Origin of the sequence: Nesterenkonia salmonea, assembly GCF_005771525.1 — a bacterium.
Taxonomy (GTDB): Bacteria; Actinomycetota; Actinomycetes; order Actinomycetales; family Micrococcaceae; genus Nesterenkonia; species Nesterenkonia salmonea.
Window position 1 is genome coordinate 15,917 of sequence record NZ_VAVZ01000003.1, and the last position, 21,370, is coordinate 37,286.

Annotated in this window: 15 protein-coding genes; 3 read left to right on the plus strand and 12 right to left on the minus strand. The window is 60.1% G+C overall.

Going from position 1 to position 21,370, the window contains the following annotated elements; translation table 11 throughout:
* Window positions 1-28: 28 nt before the first annotated feature.
* Together FEF26_RS01450 and FEF26_RS01455 are read right to left on the minus strand one after the other, a co-directional pair.
* Window positions 29-2,215 carry a TRAP transporter permease gene (locus FEF26_RS01450; RefSeq protein WP_138251760.1) on the minus strand — a complete coding sequence of 729 codons (2,187 nt, stop codon included), beginning with the start codon at window positions 2,213-2,215 and terminating at the stop codon, window positions 29-31.
* Complete coding sequence (locus FEF26_RS01455) at window positions 2,212-3,222, minus strand: TAXI family TRAP transporter solute-binding subunit (RefSeq protein ID WP_138251761.1); 1,011 nt, start codon at window positions 3,220-3,222, stop codon at window positions 2,212-2,214. Before FEF26_RS01455 ends, FEF26_RS01450 begins: the two co-directional genes overlap by 4 nt.
* Window positions 3,223-3,444: 222 nt before the next feature.
* Here FEF26_RS01455 and dapD point away from each other — a divergent pair, with 222 nt between their 5' ends.
* The 3 genes from dapD to FEF26_RS01470 all read left to right on the plus strand — a co-directional run bounded on the left by dapD (window position 3,445) and on the right by FEF26_RS01470 (window position 6,716).
* On the plus strand, window positions 3,445-4,398 hold the full coding sequence (gene dapD / locus FEF26_RS01460) for a 2,3,4,5-tetrahydropyridine-2,6-dicarboxylate N-succinyltransferase (RefSeq protein ID WP_208012817.1): 954 nt from the start codon (window positions 3,445-3,447) through the stop codon (window positions 4,396-4,398).
* A gap of 9 nt (window positions 4,399-4,407) precedes the next feature.
* Complete coding sequence (locus tag FEF26_RS01465) at window positions 4,408-5,493, plus strand: hypothetical protein (RefSeq protein WP_138251763.1); 1,086 nt, start codon at window positions 4,408-4,410, stop codon at window positions 5,491-5,493.
* Window positions 5,494-5,750: 257 nt separating this feature from the next.
* Window positions 5,751-6,716 (plus strand): hypothetical protein, encoded by a 966-nt coding sequence (locus tag FEF26_RS01470; RefSeq protein ID WP_138251764.1) that lies wholly within the window; start codon window positions 5,751-5,753, stop codon window positions 6,714-6,716.
* A 118-nt stretch (window positions 6,717-6,834) separates the two neighbouring features.
* Here FEF26_RS01470 and FEF26_RS01475 read toward each other — a convergent pair whose 3' ends face one another.
* From FEF26_RS01475 to FEF26_RS01520, 10 genes are all read right to left on the minus strand, one after another.
* Complete coding sequence (locus FEF26_RS01475; protein ID WP_138251765.1) at window positions 6,835-8,115, minus strand: citrate synthase; 1,281 nt, start codon at window positions 8,113-8,115, stop codon at window positions 6,835-6,837.
* 94 nt (window positions 8,116-8,209) lie between these two features.
* A complete protein-coding gene (gene dapC / locus FEF26_RS01480) occupies window positions 8,210-9,343 on the minus strand; it encodes a succinyldiaminopimelate transaminase (RefSeq protein WP_138251766.1) in 1,134 nt (377 codons plus the stop codon).
* A gap of 11 nt (window positions 9,344-9,354) precedes the next feature.
* Window positions 9,355-9,684 (minus strand): ferredoxin, encoded by a 330-nt coding sequence (gene fdxA, locus FEF26_RS01485; RefSeq protein WP_138251767.1) that lies wholly within the window; start codon window positions 9,682-9,684, stop codon window positions 9,355-9,357.
* Between the two features lie 13 nt (window positions 9,685-9,697).
* Window positions 9,698-10,108 carry a hypothetical protein gene (locus FEF26_RS01490; protein WP_138251768.1) on the minus strand — a complete coding sequence of 137 codons (411 nt, stop codon included), beginning with the start codon at window positions 10,106-10,108 and terminating at the stop codon, window positions 9,698-9,700.
* An 8-nt stretch (window positions 10,109-10,116) separates the two neighbouring features.
* Window positions 10,117-12,039 carry a translational GTPase TypA gene (typA, locus tag FEF26_RS01495; RefSeq protein ID WP_138251769.1) on the minus strand — a complete coding sequence of 641 codons (1,923 nt, stop codon included), beginning with the start codon at window positions 12,037-12,039 and terminating at the stop codon, window positions 10,117-10,119.
* Between the two features lie 120 nt (window positions 12,040-12,159).
* A complete protein-coding gene (locus FEF26_RS01500) occupies window positions 12,160-13,887 on the minus strand; it encodes a dipeptide ABC transporter ATP-binding protein (RefSeq protein WP_138251849.1) in 1,728 nt (575 codons plus the stop codon).
* Window positions 13,888-14,279: 392 nt separating this feature from the next.
* The gene (locus tag FEF26_RS01505) at window positions 14,280-15,413 is read right to left on the minus strand and encodes an ABC transporter permease (protein ID WP_166432868.1); all 1,134 of its coding nucleotides are present in this window, start codon (window positions 15,411-15,413) and stop codon (window positions 14,280-14,282) included.
* 18 nt (window positions 15,414-15,431) lie between these two features.
* Entirely contained in the window at window positions 15,432-16,976 is a 1,545-nt protein-coding gene (locus FEF26_RS01510) for an ABC transporter permease (protein WP_138251771.1), read from the minus strand.
* 150 nt (window positions 16,977-17,126) lie between these two features.
* Window positions 17,127-19,076: an ABC transporter substrate-binding protein gene (locus FEF26_RS01515; RefSeq protein ID WP_166432869.1), complete on the minus strand. Its 1,950-nt coding sequence runs from the start codon at window positions 19,074-19,076 to the stop codon at window positions 17,127-17,129.
* A gap of 1,001 nt (window positions 19,077-20,077) precedes the next feature.
* Window positions 20,078-21,340: a YihY/virulence factor BrkB family protein gene (locus FEF26_RS01520; protein WP_243730347.1), complete on the minus strand. Its 1,263-nt coding sequence runs from the start codon at window positions 21,338-21,340 to the stop codon at window positions 20,078-20,080.
* Window positions 21,341-21,370 lie beyond the last annotated feature (30 nt).

A 21,370-nucleotide genomic window follows, 5' to 3' on the forward strand; every position in this document is an offset into this window, starting at 1 on the left:
AGGGGACCCCGGCTCGGCCATGGGCCGATCAGTTGGTCGCGGTGGAGTCCTGGTGGAGGTCTACGTGAACATCGTCGCCGGAATCCATGTTTGCCTTGTATCCGCGGGAGCGGAGCACGGCCTGGATGGCGACGCCGGCGGCGACGACGCCCAGGCCAATACCTGAGACGACCACGTCCGGGTAGATGAGCATGATTCCGCCGAGTACCAGCAGTGTCCGGTCCATGATCGTGCCCCGGGCGATGAGGTAACCCGCCAGACCCGAGGACACTCCGATCATGCCGAGCACCACGGTGCCGAGCGCCAGTATCAGCTCGGTGAACGTTCCCTCCAGAAGCAGCGCCGGTTCCAAGATGAACGCGTAGGGAATGAGGAAGCCGGCTATCGCCATACGCATCGCGCTCACCCCTGCTCGCATGGGATTCGCTCCAGCGATTCCTGCGCCAGCGAACGCCGCAAGACACACTGGTGGCGTGACATCGGCAAGGATTCCGAAGAAGAACACGAACATATGCGCCGCAATCAGCGGCACGTCGAAGTTCTGATACAGGATCGGCGCGGCAACCGTCGCGGTGACAACATAGTTCGCGGTGGTCGGAAGGCCCATACCGAGGATGATGCAGGCGATCATCACCATGACCAGCACCAGCATGAAGTTGCCGCCGGCGAGGGCGACCAGACCGGCGCCCAGCTGGCCACCCAGTCCCGTGGAGGTCACGGTTCCGGCGACCATACCGGCGGTGGCACATGCTGCGATGACCGGAAGCGCCGTACGGGCTCCGGAGGTCAGCATTTGGATGACCACGTAGAGCAGAGCGAGCAGCATCTTGCCGGTCTCCTCAAGAGGGCTCTTCCCCTCCTTGACGGCATCTGTGATGACCGGGATCAGATGTTCGATCATGGCTCGCAGCAGGCTCAGACCCAGGGCGGTGCCGATACCGAAGAGCGCTGCGCGCATGGGGCTGGCGCCGCCCAAGAGCGTGCCGATGATGACCACCAGCGGCAGCAGCATATCGATGCGCGTGATGATGGACTTCCAGCTCGGCAGCTCCTCCGGGGGAATGCCTTTGAGCTCATTGCGTTTGGCCTCGAAGTGCACTGAGAGGAACACTCCGGTGAAGTACAGGGCTGCCGGAATGATCGCGATGACGATCAGCTCGTTGTACTCCAGGCCGGAAATGTTCTGCGCCATGATGAACGCGGCCGCACCCATGATGGGTGGGACCATCTGACCACCAGTTGAGGCTGTTGCCTCAGTAGCTGCCGCAACGTGAGGCTTGAAGCCCGCCCGTTTCATGATGGGGATGGTGAAAGAGCCAGAGGCAACTGTGTTTGCCACCGAAGAGCCTGACACCATGCCCTGCAGACCTGAGGCAGCCACCGCAGCCTTTGCTGGGCCGCCGGTAAAGCGTCCAGCGGCGCGGAAGGCGAGATCGTTGAAGAACTGGCCAATATTGGTGCGCAGTAGGACGACTGCGAAGAACAGGAAGAGGAAGATGAACTCGGACGAGACCCGAATGGGGGTTCCGAAGATGCCCTGCCCTGCGGAGAGGAACATGTTGGTGGCGAATTCGTTCCACTCCTGTCCGCGGTGCCCCCAGTTGCCCGGCATCCGATCCCCTGTGGCGAAGAGGGCGTACGCGATCGCCACGCCTGCCACCACAACGATCGGGGTTCCCACGCAACGTCGGGTGGCCTCCAGAACTAAGAGGACTCCCAGAGTGGCGACCAGAATGTCGGTGTCGCTATAGCCCAGGATGGCCACCTGGTTGGAGACCAGGTACTCGTAGTTGAAGAAGATGTAAAAGCTGCACGCGGAGGCAACAACGGCCAGCAGCACGTCATACCAAGGGATGCCCCGGTGCCGGCCGGTCAGCACATCAAGCCAACGGTTACCACTCGGGTTCACCGCAAGCAGGCGCTTGGACGCCGGGTACAGCAGGAAGATTAGTGCAAGGGCACCGGCCACGTGAAGGGACCCATGCATCCATGCGTTGTACGGCCGTTCGAAAGCGGCGTACAAGTGATAGGCAGTGAAGACGACAGAGATGCCGCCTACAACCCAACCCCACCAACCGAGGTCGGTGCGGAATCGGCTGGAGATGTCATGAGCACGGAGGACATCCTCAGCCTTCCCCTCAGCCGCAGCCCCGGGTGCGGCATCCTCTGAAGATGCCGACGCCCGGGGCTTGTCGGCTGCGGCGGCTTGGGTCACGGCAGGTCGATGTCCTGCTCTTCGAAGTAACGCTCAGCGCCGGGGTGCAGCGGAATGTCGCCGACACCCAGGAGTGCCTCATCGGTGCCGATGTTCTCACCGACATCCAGTGTGATGCTGTCAGCGTTGTCGAACAGTGCGGCGGTGATGTCGTAAGCAAGGTCATCGCTCACCTGAGTGGTGGAAGCAACCAGGGCCGCGAATACCGACAGAGTAGTGACATCTTCGTCAAGGAAGTCGTAGATGTCAGCCTCAATGTTGTACGGATCGAACAGTCCGCCCTCAGCAACTTCCTCAGCGTCGCTTTCGTCCAATGACAGTAGCGTCACATCAGTGGTGGCCGCCAGTGACGTCAGTGCCGCCACCGGGGGGCCAGCCACGAACATTGACGCGTCAATCTGTCCATCGCCCAGCATCTCAGTTGAAGCGCCAAAGTCGGTGACCTCAGGGGTGTAGTCGATCTCGTAGTACTCGAGGATGGCATCGGAAATGGCACGAGTTCCTGAGCCGGCGTCGCCGACAGCGATCGTCGTGCCATCCAGGTCATCAATGGACTCAATGCCGGAATCTTCACGCACCACGATGTGCATGGCCTCTGGATAGAGGTTGGCGATCCAGCCAACATTGTTGATCTCAATACCATCGAGATCCTCAAGGTCCCCATTGATGGCCTCAGCTGCCGTGTCATTCTGGGTCAGCGCCAGCTGCGACTGTTCGTTATAGATACGGCCCAGGTTCTCACCTGAACCACCGGACTCCACATAGTTCACGGAAGCATCGGTTTCTGCGGAGAAGATCTCAGAAAGTTCACCACCCAGCGGGTAGTACGTGCCACCAGTACCACCGGTAGTGAACTCGAGGTCTGTGATGAAGTCGTCTTCGCTGCCGACCTCGACGTCACCCTCATCCCCGTTGCCATTGTCATCGCCATTGTCATCCCCACATGCGGCGAGTGCGGTCATCGCGGCCACAGCAGTCATTGCTGCGGCAGTTCGGCGGATAGTCATTGGTCCTCCTGGTAAAAATGATTCATGGGTGCGACCGACCCGGTTCACCTCACCACAAGCTTGCGGTGAGGGTATTCCCAGCCGACCCCGTGAGGATCACACTAGAGCAGGTCAGAGGCATTCGGCCAGTCGAGGAGTGGCCTGAAACACAAACGTAACCTTAATGCCGCATGCCTATGGACTAGTCACGGTGAAGCTTCGGTCATACGTAGGATGGAGACTATGACTTCTACTGCTCGCACCGCTTCCGGACATGGACTCGCCACGATCGCCGCAGACGGCACTGTTCTGGACACATGGTTCCCCTCCCCCACGCTGGTTCCGCTGGTGGAGAACGACGACGCCACACTGACCAGCCATCTCAAGGCCGCAGAGAGCGAAGACCCAGACCGCGGCGTGAAAGTTCAGGCAGTAGCGGTGGAGTCAGACCTAGACGCTGAGGCGGCGGGAACGTCGGACGTGTGGCTACGCCTGCACCTGCTCTCCCACCGACTAGTCGCTCCGAATAGCATCAACCTCGACGGCATTTTCGGTCACCTGTCGAATGTGGTGTGGACAAACTTCGGCCCGTGCACTGTCGAGGGGTTCGAACTCACCCGCCTCAAGCTGCGCAGCCGCGGCCAAGTCACGGTGTACTCCATAGACAAATTCCCCCGCCTGGTCGACTACGTGACCCCATCAGGTGTCCGAATTGCCGATGCCGACCGTGTTCGCCTAGGAGCCCATCTGGCTGAAGGCACCACAGTCATGCATGAAGGGTTCGTCAACTTCAACGCCGGCACGCTGGGAGTTTCTATGGTGGAGGGCAGAATCTCTGCCGGCGTCGTCGTCGGTGATGGAACCGACGTAGGTGGAGGCGCGTCCATCATGGGCACCCTCTCTGGTGGGGGCAAAGAGAAGATTTCCCTGGGCGAGCGGGTGCTGCTGGGCGCGAACTCCGGGGTCGGAATCTCCCTGGGTGATGACTGTGTGGTTGAGGCCGGGCTCTATGTCACCTCCGGCACAAAAGTCACCGTGCTGAACAGTGACGGCAGCGCCCGCGGGACAGCCAAAGGCTCAGAGCTCTCCGGGTCAGCCGGTCTGCTCTTCCTGCGCGACTCGGTCACCGGCCAAGTCCAGGCCCGCCCGCGTAAGGGCCAGAAGGTTGAGCTCAACGCCGCGCTGCACGCCAACTGAGGCTGCGCCATGAGTCCTTTCCGAAGACGCCGCAATACTGTGATCACTAGGCCGATGGCTCGGCGTCGGCGGCGTCGTCGCGCGCTGGTGGCGCTGGGTGTAACCACCGCCATGGTGGCCGGAGCTTCCTACGGCACCTGGCGCTATATCGAGGAGAGCGAATTCCTCCTCGATGAACGCTGCGCAGTCACCGTGGGCGACACCGACTACCAGCTCACCCCCACCCAGGCCCATAACGCCGCCCTGCTGGCGGCATCAGCGGCAGATCACGGGCTACCACCTGAAGCTGCCGTCGACGCGCTGGCGATGTCCATGCAGGAGACAGAGCTGAGCGTCCGCGATTCAGATGACGAGCGCGGCACAGAGGTGCTGTTCGCCCGCGGTGCACCAGATTGGACCGCGGACAACGATGTTCAGCCCGTGCAGATCACCGTGGACGGGTTCTTCGACGTGATGGAGACATCATGGCGTTCAGGCCTGGAGGCAGCGGAAGAAGCTGACGAAGAGGACGATGAGGACGACGCCGAGCTTTTCTGGATGCCGGACCTTGAGCTGGACGAAGCAGCTGAAGCCTTGGAGCGCCCCCACAACCCGCAGTTCTACCCTCAGCATGGTGCTGCGGCGCGGGCATTCGCGTGGCCGCTCGCGGGACAGACCCAAGGGCCAGACATGACCTGCCATCTCTCCCAGCTGGATGTTCCGGGGCCTGATCCTGAGGGCGTCACGGACGAACTGGTCGGTATGATGCCCGCGGTGCTGGAGATCCCCTTCACGGAACCGTCAGAGGAGGACGAAGGCGACGAGGAGGATGAGTTCGTGCCGGAGCCGATCCTGGAAGGGATCATCGAGGTCTCAGGCGACGATGATGATGCCCTGGTGAGGGTGGAGACGCCCGAGTCCGATGGCGACCTCAACCACCAGTGGTTGATTGCGCACTGGGCGGTGGCGACGGCTGAAGACTACGGCGTGCAGTCGGTGACATCGGCGCCCTACCGGTGGGATCGTGACTCTGCTCGGTGGCAGCGCCTCTCAGAGGACGAGGCCGACGCCGCACCCAACGGCACAGTGGTCCTGGGCTTCTCCAGGGACCGCTGAGGCTGCTCCCGACTGTCGGCGCGCTCTGCCTGCCCTGCTCCTGCGCCTCCTGGACCTACCTGCGCCAACTGGCCGATTATGCCGCTAACTCAGCCTTAGATCGCCGCATTTAAGGGCAGAATCGGCCAGTAGACGATGGGGACGGGAGAGTACAGTGATTTGTTCCCTCCCGCGCCGTGTGAGAACGACACTCCGGCCACTGCACAGATGCGCACTAACGGGTGGTCTGCGCATGCAGGACGTGGCATCACTGAGGTATGACACCCGAATCACACCGAACGTTTCACCGACGCCGCGGCCGGGACTATCCGCTGCCGACTCGTGGCATTCGCTACGGGGAGCTCACTGACGTTCTCTCCCGACGGGATATCCGCCACGCTACCCATGGAGGCGAACTTCACGCTGTGTCGCACGGCATTTACATTCCCGCGTCCAAGTCTGTTCTTGGAGCCCCTCTTGCCACTCTCGAAGCGTTGTGCCACGGGACACCACACCTAGTGAGCCACCACACGGCAGCTGCATTGTGGGGGATCATCGATGCCGCACCTACACCCCCGTACCACCTGACGGCACCACCAGAAGGCTCACGTGTTAAGCGGCCCGATTTGGTGGAGTCTCACCGCACACATGTGCCGGAGGCGGATAGAACGGAGCTGCATCGGCTGCCGATCACGTCCCCGGCCAGAACCTGGGTGGATGTGGCACTCAGCTCCTCCGTACTTGAGGCACTCATCCTGGCTGATCGCTGTCGACGCCGGGGGCGTAAAGAATTCGGCGAGGATCCCCAAGCGTTGGCGTCCGCCGCTGAGCTGGCCGCAGCACTGACCAGACGCGGGAAACCCCGCGGGATCAGGAACGCCCGCGCGGCCCTGCAGTTGAGCCGGGACCGAGTGGATTCACCCCAGGAGACGCGGCTGCGTTACGCCATGGCTCAAGCAGGCCTTCCCGAACCTGAGGTGAACGCTTGGATCTACAACGCCCACGGCTGGGCTGTAGTGCAGCCGGATATGAGCATCCGGGAGTATCGCCTCGCCATCCAGTATGAAGGGTGGGAATTCCACACAGACGATGATCAGATGGTCAGGGACATCCAGCGTCAAGAACTCACAGAGGCGTTGGGCTGGGTCGAGGTTCGAATTACTCGGGAGCACATGAGGAACCAGTGCGGACGGGCTGTCGAGAAGATTGTCCGCACCCTGCGACGACAGGGGTGGCCCGGGTGAAGCCCAACTTTCATAACCCAGGCGTCTAGTGGCCGAAAATGCCGTTCCAGGAGGGCCCTGAGGACCTCTTGGAACGGCATAATCGGCCAGTCAGCGAAAGGGAGAGCCAGGAGGCGGCTCAGCCGGGGTAGTCCCGCAGCGCCTCGCCGGTGTAGATCTGACGTGGGCGGCCGATCTTGGTGTTGCGGTCGCTGAGCATCTCTCGCCACTGGGCAATCCAGCCTGGCAACCGCCCCAGGGCGAAGAGCACGGTGAACATCTTCTCCGGGAACCCGAGGGCCTTGTAGATGAGCCCGGTGTAGAAGTCCACGTTGGGGTACAGCTTGCGCTCCACGAAGTAGTCGTCCTCCAGCGCCTTGGACTCAAGCCGCTGAGCGATGTCGAACAGTTCATCGTCGCCACCGAGCTTGGCCAGAAGGTCATCCGCCAGGCCCTTCACAATGCGGGCCCGGGGGTCGTAGTTCTTGTAGACGCGGTGGCCGAAGCCCATAAGCCGCACGCCGTCTTCTTTGTTCTTGACCTTCTCCATGAAGGTCTCGGGGCTCACGTCGCCGGCCTGGATCTCGCGGAGCATCTTCAGAACGGCTTCGTTGGCGCCACCGTGGGCTGGGCCGTAGAGAGCGTTGACGCCCGCGGAGACTGAGGCGAACAGGTTGGCCTGAGCTGAGCCGACCATCCGCACAGTGGACGTGGAGCAGTTCTGCTCATGATCGGCGTGCAGGATCAGCAGTGTGTCGAGCGCCTTGGAGATATCGGGGTCCACCTCGTATGGTTCGGCCGGCACACCAAAGCAGCCGCGCATGAAGTTCTCCACCAGGTTCAGGCTGTTATCCGGGTACAGCATGGGCTGGCCGACAGACTTCTTATAGGCGTAGGCGGCAATAGTGGGGAGCTTCGCCAGCAGCCGGTAGGTGGAGCGTTCGACGTGGTCGGGGTCGAACGGGTCCAGTGAGTCCGGGTAGTAGGTGGACAGGGCGGATACCGCGGAGGACAGCACCGGCATGGGGTGCGCGTCGCGGGGGAACCCGGAAAAGAAGTTCTTGAGCTCTTCGTGGAGGAGAGTGTGACGCCGCGTGACGTTGTCGAAGTCTGCCAGCTGCTGCTCGGTGGGCAGTTCTCCGTAGATGAGCAGGTAGCTGACTTCGAGGAAGTTGGACTTCTCCGCCAGCTGCTCAATCGGGTAGCCGCGGTAGCGCAGGATCCCCTCATCACCGTCAATGTAGGTGATCGCCGATTTGGTGTTGGCGGTGTTCATGAACCCGGGGTCGTAGGTGACCGCGCCGGTGGTCTTCAACAACGGAGCAATGCTCAGACCGTCATTACCTTCGACGGCGGCCTCCACCGGAAGTTCAAGCTCATGGCCTTGATATTCCAAGTGCGCTGGGGTCTGCTCGCTCACTGGCTCTCCTTTAGATCTTGAGGACACACGAAGGTGACAACAGTATGTAACTTACCGTGTCGCCGCGCGCACACGCGAATGCGTCGAAGCAGTCTCAGATGGAGTTGACGTGCTCTGAGCTGGAGCTCAGTCTTTCGGCAGCGGCGCTGATCCGTTCATCAGTGGCAGTCAGTGCCACCCGGATATAGCCCTCCCCCGCTGCACCGTAGAAGACACCCGGTCCGACGAGAATCCCCTGCTCAGCCATGCGCTGGACCAGGTCCCAGGTACTTGCAGGGGCGGCGTTCTTATCCCTGCACCAGAGATACAGTCCGGCCTCTGAATGCTCCACCACCAGGCCTGCCGACTCCAATGCCGGTTTCAACACAGCACGACGACGCCGGTAGATTTCTCGCTGTGCGCTCACGTGGGTGTCATCGCTCACCGCGGCAGCTAACGCTGCCTGCACTGGTGCTGGCATGATCATCCCGGCATGTTTGCGGGTGTTGACCAGGTTGCTGATGAGCTCAGGACATCCTGCGACGAACGCTGCCCGGTAGCCGGCCAGATTGGACTGTTTGGATACCGAGTAGACCGACAGCAGCCCCTGATGACTCTCACCACAGACACGGGGGTCCAGGATAGAGGGAACTTCTGCAGCCTCCCAGGGCAGCTCGGCGTAGCATTCATCGGATGCGACGACGGCTCCAATGTCTCTGGCGAGCTTCACCACGGAGGCGAGCCGGGCAGCGTCGTGCACTTCCCCTGTGGGGTTACCAGGTGAGTTCAGCCAAATGAGTTTGACCCGGCTCAGAGTGTCCTCATCCAATGAGTGAATGTTATTGGTGGCCAGCCCCTGGGCGCCGGCGATGACCGCACCCATGTCATAGGTGGGATAGGCGATGCGCGGATAGACCACGATGTCGTCGGGACCGAGTCCGAGCAGTGTGGGCAACCATGCGACCAGCTCCTTGGACCCGATGGTGGGCATCACGGCTGGAGGGTCGAGGTCTGTGACGTTTCGGCGGCGGGCGTACCAGCCGGAGATCGCTTCACGGAGCGCAGGAGTGCCATGCGTAGTGGGGTAACCGGGTGCATCTGCGGCTTGAGCCAGGGCTGCCTGGATGACCTCAGGCGTGGGATCGACCGGGGTGCCGATCGAGAGGTTGACTGTGCCGTCCGGGTGCTGCTGAGCGCGCTCTCGGTAAGGCCCCATGGCATCCCAGGGGTAGTCCGGAAGTTTCAGCATGGGGAAAGCCGTCAGTCGACGTCGTGCTCTTGCGGCGGCAGCGCCTGAACGACCTCGTGATCCTTCTCGATGAGCCCGAGGCGCGCGGCTCCGCCTGGTGAGCCGAGGTCGTCGAAGAACTCCACGTTGGCGCGGTAGTACTCACTCCACTTATCTGGCAGGTCATCCTCGTAGTAGATGGCTTCTACTGGGCAGACCGGTTCGCAGGCCCCACAGTCAACACATTCATCCGGGTGGATGTAGAGGGCACGTTCGCCCTCATAGATGCAGTCGACGGGACATTCGTCGATGCAGGCCTTGTCCTTCAGGTCTACGCAGGGCAGAGCGATCACATAGGTCATAGTGAGTTCAAGTCTACCGGTCTTTGGACAGGATCCATGAGCTGAGGATCATTGAGATCAAGGTCACCGCTCCCGCGCCGAGCCACCAGACGAGTGAAGCGATCACAGGTCCGGGCAGAGTCTCCATGGCCAGTGGCGAATAGGGCACAACGAGCTGATCCGGTCCTGGCCAGAGGTAGGCGATGGTGGCCACGGTGAAGGCCGTACCGCCCATGACAAAAGGTTCCACCAGGGACCGGCCCGTGGTGCCCGCCCAGAGCAGCGCCAGTAAGAGGATCAGCAATGCAGCGGCAGCGCCCCAGGGCACGACGGCGCCGGAACCCACACCCCCGATTACCCAGATATTGCCTTGGAGCACGGTGCCGAGCACCCCGAGGATCACTCCTGAGGCGAAGCAGATGCCGAGCAGGACCGGACGGGGCATGAGGGGGCTCAGACTCCCGCGGCCTGCTTCTTGCGGCGAGTGACCTTCATGCGTTCGCTGGGGTCCAGGATGACTTTGCGGATGCGGATGGACTCCGGGGTGACCTCGACGCATTCGTCATCATTGGCGAACTCCAGGGATTCCTCCAAAGTGAACTTGGTCGGTGGTGTCAAACCTTCGAAGGAGTCAGCGGAAGCTGCACGCATGTTGGTGAGCTTCTTCTCCTTGGTGATGTTGACTTCCATGTCCTCGTTGCGGGAGTTCTCCCCCACCACCTGACCGCAGTAGACCTCTGAGGTGGCCTCGACGAAGAACGTGCCGCGTTCCTGGAGGTTGATCATCGCGAACGGCGTGGCCGTACCAGCGCGGTCTGCAACCAGGGAGCCCGAGGTACGGTATTCGATCTCGCCCTTCCAGGGCTCGTAACCGGCGGAGTACGACGACGCGATGCCGGCGCCCCGTGTTTCGGTGAGGAACCGCGTACGGAAGGCGATGAGCCCGCGGGCTGGAACGCTGAACTCCATACGGATCCAGCCGGAGCCGGAGTTCGCCATGGTGGTCATGGTTCCCTTGCGCGCTGCGAGCAGCTGGGTGATGGCGCCCATGTATTCCTCTGGCGCATCAATGATCATGGCTTCCATGGGTTCGTGGAGCACACCGTCGACCTCTTTGGTCACAACCTGAGGTTTACCAACGGTGAGTTCGAAACCTTCACGGCGCATCTGCTCGACCAGGATGGCCAGTGCGAGTTCGCCACGGCCCTGGACCTCCCACATATCGGGACGGTCAGTGGGGAGCACTTTGATGGAGACGTTACCGATGAGCTCCTGCTCCAGCCGGTCTTTGACCTGACGGGCCGTGACCTTGGCGCCCTTGACTCGACCGGCCATCGGTGAGGTGTTGATACCAATGGTCATGGAGATTGCTGGGTCATCGACCACGATATTGGGAAGTGGTTTGGGGTTCTCCAGGTCAGTGAGGGTTTCACCGATCATGATGTCGCCAATACCTGCGACGGCGACGATGTCACCGGGGCCGGCGGATTCGGCAGGAACACGCTTGAGTCCCTTGGTGGCCAGCAGTTCTGTAATCTTGACGGTCTTGATGCTGCCGTCCTTGCGCGCCCACGCCACTTGCTGGTTCTTGCGCAGGGTGCCGTTGAAGACACGCAGTAGTGCGAGGCGACCCAGGAAGGGTGAGGCGTCGAGGTTGGTGACGTGGGCCTGGAGAACTTCGGCGTCGTCGTATGTGGGTGCGGGGACGTGCTGAAGGATGGTCTCGAACAGCGGCTCGAGGTCCTCGTTTTCGGGCAGGCCTCCGTCTTCTGGCTGCGTTTTGGATGCTCGGCCAGCTTTGCCGGATGCGTAGACGATTGGCAGGTCCAGAACGGCGTCGACGTCGAGTTCGGGGTTTTCTTCGGCAACATCGGAAGCCAGACCCAGCAGCAGGTCCATGGTGTCTGAGACCACGCCGTCGATCCGCGCGTCGGGGCGGTCAGTTTTGTTGACTACCAAGATGACGGGCAGGGATGCCTGCAGTGCTTTGCGGAGGACGAACCGGGTCTGCGGCAGCGGGCCTTCAGAGGCATCGACCAGTAGCACCACGCCGTCAACCATGGAGAGGCCGCGCTCGACCTCACCGCCGAAGTCGGCGTGACCTGGGGTGTCGATGATGTTCATGGTGACGTCTTCGGAATCAGCCACTGACTGAGCGGATGGACCGGAGTAGAACACCGTGGTGTTCTTGGCGAGAATGGTGATGCCCTTCTCTTTTTCCAGGTCACCGGAGTCCATGACTCGGTCTTCGAGATCGCCGTGGCCGCCGACTGCTTTGGTCTGGCGGAGCATGGCGTCAACCAGCGTAGTCTTGCCGTGGTCGACGTGGGCGACGATCGCGACGTTGCGCAGATCATTGCGTGACACAGTGCTCATGGAGAAAGAAGGGCCTTCCGAAAATAGGGATCAGCAACTCGACAGTCGAGTGCTCAACTACACCAGTGTACGCGAGGATAGTGAACCTCAAGACTCGTGCGGCGCTCTTCGATTCTCACGTCACATGACGTCGACGCCGTGTGAGATCAGCAGCTCACGCCTTGCCTCACGCCTTTCGGCCTGCTGAGTCGGGTGAGGGACCGGCGCCGCGGCCAGGAGCCGTTGAGTGTAATACTCGGCGGGTGCGCGCAGAATCTTGTCTTTTGAGCCTTGCTCGACCACACGGCCATTTTGCATCACGATCAGCTGGTCAGCCAACTGATCGACCACGGCAAGGTCATGAGTCACGAAGAGGCACGCGAAGTCGTACTGCTCCTGAAGTTCAGCGAACATCTCCAACACCCTGGCCTGAACCGAGACGTCGAGAGCAGAGGTCGGCTCATCAGCAATAAGGATTGACGGGCTCAGACTCAGCGCACGCGCAATGGAGATGCGCTGACGTTGGCCACCTGAGAGCTCGTGAGGGTAGCGGTTAATCACCGACCGTGGAAGCTTGACTGATTCGAGCAGGTCCTCAGCCCTCGCGGTGCGCTCTCTAACTGTACCCACCTTGTGAACGACCATAGGTTCCGTGATGATGTCACCGATAGGAAAACGTGGATCGAGCGAGGCTGCAGGGTCCTGGAAGACGACCCCGATGTCTTGGCGAAGTTTCTTGCGCTCGGCTGACTTGAGCGTCGGCAAGTTCTTCCCCCGTATGAGCAGCTCCCCCTCCTCAACCTCCAAGAGCCCTAGCACAGCCTTCGCGACAGTAGATTTACCTGAGCCGGACTCTCCCACCAGGCCCAGGATCTCGCCGCGACGCACCTGGAAGTTCACTCCCTCGACAACACGCGTCGATTTTCCCCGGTGATTGTACGCAAGAGCCAGATTTTTAGCCTCTAGCGCCACTTCGTTTTGGCCGGCGGGCTCGGTATCCTCTTCCGCAGTGGACTGTGGCGGCACATCCGGCTCTGACACTTCACTGCGAAGCCGAGGCATAGCTTCCAAGAGGCGCCGAGTGTATTCATGCTCCGGGTGAAGCAGAATTTGCTCGACCGGACCGCTCTCGACGATCTCTCCTTGGAACATCACCACCACCCGGTCGGCCATATCAGCAACCACACCCATATTGTGGGTAATGAGCATGATCCCAGTGTGGACCTCGGTCTTCAATCGCCGTAGAAGATCCAGGATGTCTGCCTGAACAGTGACGTCCAATGCAGTGGTCGGCTCATCCGCGACGATCATGGAGGGATGACAGGCAATGGCCATTGCGATGACGATGCGTTGGCGCTGCCCCCCTGAAAATTGGTGTGGGTATTCGTTGATTCTCTGCTCCGGTTCAGGAATGCCAACCTGTCTGAGAAGTTCGACACCCCGCGCCAAGGCGTCTTTACCGAAAGCGACCCCGTGGACTTCCATGGCCTCTTTGAGCTGATCAGAAACTTTCAAGACGGGGTTGAGCGCCGTCATCGGTTCCTGGAAAACCATGGAAATCTCGTTGCCACGCAAAGCTCGCAGTTCCGAGCCGCTTAGCCGGGTCACGTCTCTGCCGTTGACGTATACCTTCCCCGTAAGTCGCCCGTTGGGCGGAAGTAGCCCCATGGACGTGGAGCTGGTAACTGACTTTCCTGAGCCGGACTCGCCTACGACGGCAACGACCTCTCCAGGCATGACATCGAAGCTCACCCCCTTGACAGCCTGCACCTCTCCAAATTCGGTACTAAACGTCACTTTTACGTCCTGAAAGCTCAGCGCCGCGCGCGTAGGAGCATTCTTTTCGGCTGTCTCCCTCGCCGTAATCATTTCTTGTGCCGTGGATGCGTCTCGATGGGCGCGGAAAGCTGCCACGATTCCGATGACCAATCCGGCCGCCAGTCCCGCTAGTGCGGCCAAGTCAGCCACCGTCAGCGCATCGGACCTGACATGTGTGCCACCGAGTCGCATCGGCGTCATCACTAGTGTCGGGCCCATGGCTACGACGAGCCACGCGACGAGCAGACGTGTGCCCAGCCTGGGCTGCCCGAGGAGTATTTGACCGAGTCCGGGAATCACAAGGGAGATAACCGCGTGAAGGACGGGGTTTTTGCCGGGCCTGGCCTGCTCGCGGCGGTGGTCATAAGCCGACTGTCGCTCGATTGAGTTCTGAGAACTTTCGGACGATGCCGTGGGCTCGGGGGCAGTGTTTTCGCGGTTGGTCATGGGGTCCTTCCCTGGTCGTCCGTGGCGGCGGAATCATCGGGTTCTCGGCGTGTCGCGTAGTCCCGTTCACGGTTCGCGCGCTTGCGGCGCTCAATAGCGATGGAGAGGCCCCGCAGACCCAGCACGCTCAAGAGGTCGGGCCGACGGTCCCCAGTGCGCTGCCGGCGTGGGTCGAAAGCATCTCGCAGCCCGTCACCAATAAAGTTCACCGTCAGCGCGATCAGCACGATGAAGAAGGCAGGGAACCAGAACAGGTGTGGTCGGGTGTTCATCGCCTGCTCATTGCTCTCGATCAACATCCCCAGCGAGACCTCTGGGGAACGAACCCCTAGTCCCAGATAGGAAAGCGAGGACTCAAGTAGCACTCCGGCTGCCACAGCGAATGACAGATTGACGATAATAACGCCGATGCTGTTGGGGATCATGTGCTTGAAGATGATTCGCGAGGCAGAGGCGCCCATGGCCACTGCGGCGGCGACGAATTCACGCTCCCGAAGCGCCAGGACCTCGGCTCTTACCAAACGAGCCATACTCGTCCAGGTCACACAACCCAGGATGAGGGCCAGAATCCAAATGTTGCTTCCGGCGAGGGGGCCCAGAATCGCTGCGAGCATGATTACCGGAACGACGATCACGAAGTCGGTCAGTCGCATGATCACTGACTCGATCCAGCCGCGGAAGAAACCTGCGATGGCTCCCAAGGCGATCCCTATGACAGAGGACACGATTGCAATGGTGAAGGCAATAATCAACGAGTTTGATGTACCTCGCATGACGCGCGCGAAGTAATCCCTTGGGAGTCCATCTTGACCGAATGGATGGGGCCCCAGGATGCCTTCGTCGCTAAACCACGTAGGTTCACCTCCGTTGTATGTCGTGGCTCCTGGCTGGAGCCGGTAGGGCTCATCCCACCAACCGGCAATCGGCCCGATGCCTGCAGCGGAGAACGCCAGGACACTCGTCGCAAAGAGAATGACCAAGGAGGTCATCGCCGGGCCGTGTCTGAAGAATCGCCGCATCACGAGCCGGGACTGCGAATAGGACTTACCTTGGGCGGAGTCGGTCAGCTTGAGGTCTTCGACTTCAGCGACGTCACTGACGCTGCCCCGCTCTGAGTTCTGGGAGTTCATACTGTCCTTACTCATAGATCAACTCACCCGAATCCTGGGGTCAAGGACTCCGTAGATGAGATCAGCGAAGAAGTTGAACAAGACTGAGATGAAGCCCGTGAAGACGACGACCGCCATCACCGGGGCTGGGTCCGCATTCTGGATGCCGGTGATGAGCATCTGCCCCATCGCATTCCACCCGAAAACTCTTTCGACGATGATGGAACCACCAATGAGGCTGGCGAAGTCGAATGCCACGATTGTTGCCAGTGGAATGAGCGAGTTTCGGAAGGCATGTTTGAGCACGACGGTTCGTTCTTCAACGCCCTTTGCTCGCGCAGTTCGAATGTAGTCCTGTTTATTGACCTCCAGCATGGACGCTCTGGTGTAGCGAGTGTAGGTAGCAATCGACATCAACGCCATCGCTAAGGAGGGAATCCACAGTTGCGTGATGTGGTCCAGAGAGTGGATCCACCAGTCACCTTGAAGGTTGGGTGTCTCGGCTCCGATCGTGCGGACAGGACGAGGTTTTGCTGACAAGAGACCCGGCCAGCTGTACATGTAGTGATCCAGCAGAATGAGCGCTGACATCAGCACACCAGTCACGACCGCTACCACTGTGGCTTGACCCTTGGCGTATCCGCCGAAGAGCCTCGCACCGATGACGCACAGCGCGATAGTGAGTACGAAGAGACCGATGAGGAGTAAATATCCTCCAGGAATCTGTCGCAGCAACTCCCATGTTGCGTAGTAGGAGATCATCGCTGCGGCGACGACACCCAAGGCCACATAGAGCACTCGCCGGTTCTTCAACCCTGAGATGAGCGCGGTGAGACCGACAGCCAGCATCAGTCCTAGGACCAGCAGACCAATAGGGCCGATGCGCGGGTGCTCCATGAAGTGCATATGGTCCAGCAGTGGCATCACCGTGCAGGTGTAGACGAACATGATAGAACCGGTGATCACGCGACGTGCGGTACTGCCGCCCATGACAATCGGAACCGCAATCGCCAGAATGATGGCCATCAACAGAATGTTCCCTGCGCTGAAGCGTGGGTCTCCCATCCAGTTGTTGTACTGGATTGCCAAATATTCTTTACCGATGATGGCCGCCACGAAGGGCGGCAGAGACCAGAAGAGGAAAATGATGAAGCTGGTGAAGTAGTCGAATGTCGAATACTGGCGGATGGCGGAGATGATGCCGATACCAATGCCCAGAACGATTGATATCAGTGTGGCCACCAAGACAAGCCGGAGTGACATCGCCGCAGCATTGACGATCATGTCAGTCACGTTGCTGCCGCCGATTGAGGTACCGAAGTCACACTCGCCAAGCACGGTGTTCGTGGGATCTAGGCACCCAAGGACTCCAGAGAGCCAATCCCAATAGCGGACGTACCAGGGGTCATCGAGGCCGAGAAAGTCGATGCGCTGCTGCATGAGGAACTCAGCATTGGGATCCGTGTCATACCGGAGATCTTCGAGCGGGTCACCGACCCAGCTCAAGAGGGGGAAGCATAGCAGCGTGGCACCGAAGAGGACGATGATGGTGCTGCCAAAGCGTTTGAGGGAGTATTTCAGCACTGGGCGAGTGGCCTTCCGTAAGGTCGAGCTGCCGGTGACGCCACCGCGGGGCCCAGCAGAGATGTTCTGCCGGGCCCCGCAGGGCGGGAACCCTAGGTGAGGGTCCCGATATCACTCAGCAAACCGAAGGATCGGGAGAGATCAGTCGGATCACTCGTAGCGTTGCCACTGTTCAGCGTTCCAGTGAATCTGGGTCTGAGCGGCAGTAGAACGGACATTGGCAATTGAGGCATCTGAAGCATCCATACCCGGGTGGGCGAAGATCGGAATGCCGTGAAGGTCGTCCCAGAGGTGCTGCTCGATTTCGATCAGTGCCTCTGTGCGCTCCTCGTCGCTCACGTCGTCAGCGACGGTGGTCCATAGGCGGTCCACCTCTTCGTTGGAGTAACCCGTGGTGTTCTGATTACCTTCGGTGCTGTAGATGTTCTGGCCGGAAATGATCTGTCCGGATCCGGCCCAAGCAAAGAGGCCTACACCTTCCCAGCCCTCGTCACCGGGTGACCAGTTAGCGTCGGCCTGCTCGACAATGTTGAAGCCGGCGCCCTCTTCACCGCAGTAGGTGTCGATGATTTCTACCATTGCGGAACGACGGGGGACGTCAAAGTGGTGGATCTGGATGTCCGTGCCTTCAGCATCGTGTTCCTCAATGATTTCGGCGGCGGCGTCGATGTCAGCTTCGTCGTAGCGACCGTCGTAGGATTCCTCGACGAACTCGTCGTATCCATCCTGGTAGTTGAAGATTTCGCGAGCGTTGAGTACCTCAGCCTCAGGGTTGATGGGCTGGATGATTTGCTCGACAATTTCCTGACGGGGCAGGCAGAGGGCGAAGGCTTCAGCAAGCTCCGGGGTGTCAGCGAACGGGCCTTGCTCGTACTGGAAATCAATGTGCTCCCAGGTGGCGGTATCGCCCTCGTGGACGATGAAGTCACCGCTGTCAGCAAGCCCGCGGAGTGCGTCAGCAACATCTTCATCCGGCTGCGGCGACACGACGTGGTAGTCGAGGTTTTCCAGAGCCTGCACGTGTGTTGACTCGTCCGAGAACTGGAAGATAAGCGTCTCTGTGCCGGGAGGCGTACCCCAGTAGTTTTCATTGGGCTCCAGGACCACTGATCCGCCGGTCTCTTCGCCTTCCCAGTTCCATTCGGCCAACTGGTAGGGCCCCGAGGACAGCGTCTGGTTTTCATCCCATTCGCCGTGATGACCCAGTCCGGTGTTCCAGATCGGGGCGACCTCCTCAAGAGCATCGACGTCACCCTCATCGATGGCGTCATTGAGTTCTTCTGGAGTCATTCCGGCTTCTTCAGCTATGAGGTGTGCGGGCTGACCTGGCCCTGACAACATCAACTGCCAGTCCGCGTTGAACGCTGGCATCTCTGCGGTAAAGGTCTTGGAGTCGTATGCCTCAGCCTCGAGGCCCTCCGGCAGATACAGCGCGACTGTGGCGCCAGAAGGCTCAAAGCCTGCGTCCTCATCGTAGGCCTGTGAAGCCCACTGCAGCTTGTAGTCGAGCACTGTGATCGGAGTCTCGTCCGACCAGACGGCTTCGTCGTTGATGTTGTACTCGATGACGTAGGAGGTGGACGCCTCCTCGTCAACAACCGCCTCACCGGTCTCTTCGTCGATCTCGGGTTCGCCGTCCTCGTCTTCGACGTAGACAGTGTCTCCCTCCTCGGTGATCTCGAAGCTACCGAAGTCTTCATTTTGGTTGATGCTCAAGTCTGTGCCGTAATACCAGAAACCTGAGTGAATCTGTGCTGCTACAACAGAGTTGTTTACCGAGTTGGCCAACGTGTGATCGTTGTTGTAGTTCACAAATGGTACGCCGCCCGGCGAGGTGACGATCGTGTCCTCGCGGGTTTCAAAGTCTTCGGGGAGATCTACCCGGGTTCCATCGGTGGGCTCCCCGCCGATGTAAGCCTGCCCCTCCTGTGTAAAGTCGCCTTCTTCACCGTAAACGACGTCGTTGGCGTCACCGTTGTCAGCGCCGCCGTTCGCATCGCCGTTGCCGTTCTCACCGTCGTCGCCAGGCGTGCAGCCCGACAGAACGAGTGCGCCGGAGGCCATAATGGCCGCGGCAGCAGAGAGTTTGCGTAGTTTCACGTATTGCTCCTCATGAAATATAAGTGCGGAGTGACCAGTGATGTGAGCCACACCCCGGTACTCAGGTGCCACCCAGATTACGACCCAACGACTCATCTATTGAGACATATCGGCCCCCGTGACCGAATCGTTACGAGGCGGCGCGAGAGACTCAAGTGACGGCTAGCGAGATTCAGAAAGAAGTCAAGCCCGCTGATTCAATATTCACGAAACCTTCCAGGCGAGAAGCAAAATCAGTCCGGCTACTTCCAAATTGCCCGCCATTCCGGGCGAGTCAGTATTCAGCTTAAATTCAGGTGGCTGCAAGGTTACCCAAAGTTCACAAGCTTCCCTCAACCACGCGAAACATGGCCGTAACGCTGACTGGATGCTAGATGGGAAATAGCTGATGTTTCCGCTGATCGAAATGTTACGCAACATTACGTCATGTGACAGTTATCTCATGGATGAGACGCTCGGCATGCTTGCCTCTGATCGCGAATCTGTTCGACGTCTGCGAAACGTCCCGGTTTCGTCAGTGGCCCCCACCCTTTGCTGAATGCGCCTGGAAGGCACATCAGTCTTTGCCATGAACAACTCCGTATTCCCTACGAATTTCCTGACAGCTTTGAGTGACTCTTGAAGGGTTGAGAGTGCCAAGGTTCACATTAGAGTCACTGAGGCAAGCAAATAACAAGATTTGATCAGTCTCCGACTGACGCCAGGAGAAACAATGCAATCCATCCGATTGAAGAGTCTCGCCACGATGGCCTTGGCTGCTATCGGCCTTCTTGGCGTTGGGGCGTTCGCCCTTATGTCCCCCGCTAGCGGGTCGCTAGGCGCCGCAGCCAGTGCTGAATATTGGTGAACCTGCGGAAGCGGCCTCGTGGATTCGTGGTGCGCCCGTAATGGTTGCGGACCTGGGATCTAACCACAGTCTCGAAATTCTGGAGGGACCTTTCACCGCCCATGGGGAGCGCACGGTGAAAGGTCCCTCTCAGCGAGAATTTGAGCGCGGGCGGCTAGACATCATTGGGGTGTCTGCGCCAGAGCTCATCGGGGTCGTTGGTGGTGCCCTCAGACAGCCGCAGCGCACGCCCTGAGGCCACCAACTGCTCATGCTTGGCATGCTTCTTCTTGGACCCTTTGGTCTCCCTGGGCCGGAGCATGATGGTGCGCTCGGCAACAATGCCCGCCTGGAGCTGCCGACCACGTTCCAGCTCAGCATCCAACTCCGCACCCAGCAACAGCACCATGTTCATGATGTACACCCAGAACAGGAAGATAATGACGCTCGCCAGCGCCCCATAGGTGGCCTCATAGTTGGCAAAGTTCATCACATAGACCGCGATGCCAGCGGTGGTGAGGATCATGACCAGGATCGTGATCAGAGCGCCTGCGGAGGTCCACTTCAGTCCCGACTGACGGATGTTCGGCGTCGTCGAATACAGCATGGCAATCCCAGCCGCCGCCACAAGGATGAGCACCACAGGGGTCGCCCAGTTCCACACGGTCACCGCGGTGTCCCCCAGGCCGATAGTGCTGCCCACCGCTTGGGCGATAGGGCCGGAGACCACCAGCATCATGCCGGCTGCCGCCACAAGCAGAATAAGCACCACTGTGACCACGTACACCAGGGGGCGCAGCTTGAGGATGGAGCGGCCTTCTTCCACTTCCCAGATCCGGTTCATTGCCCGGGAGAAGCCATTGACGTAGTTCGACGCCGTCCAGATCGCCAGGAGAATTCCGACAACCAGACCCAGCCCAGCTCCCCCAACACCAGTGATGTTGTCCATGACCGTACCGACGGTCTCCATGACGTCAGGATCTCCGTTGGTCAGGTCATCCACCATGTCCACGAAGAATCCCGTCACACGGTCCTCCTCACCGGCCAGACCGAGAATGGAGACCAGGGCGATAAGCCCAGGAAAGATCGACAAGACCGCGTAATAGGTCAGCCCGGCAGCTAAGTCGGTACAGCTGTCGCGCCCGAACTCGCTGAACGTCCGTTTGAGGCTGTACTTCCAGGTCGCCTTGGTGAGCTTCATGGGCGATTCCACTTTGTGGTCATCCTGGGCTGCACGTTCCCCGTCAGCGTGCTCCTCCCGCTGGCGGGCCTTCACCATATACGGCTGGTCTGCGGCGGCGGAGACGGTGCCGGGCTCCGAGGCGTCCTGGTACGTAGCCGTCTCATCGAAGATGTCTGTGTTTTCTTCTCCCCGGAGCCGCACCTGGTGAGGCTCAAGACCGGTGGGCACGGCGGGGTGATCCTGGGAAGCGTTCATGGTTCCACAGTATCCGGATGTTTCCTGGAC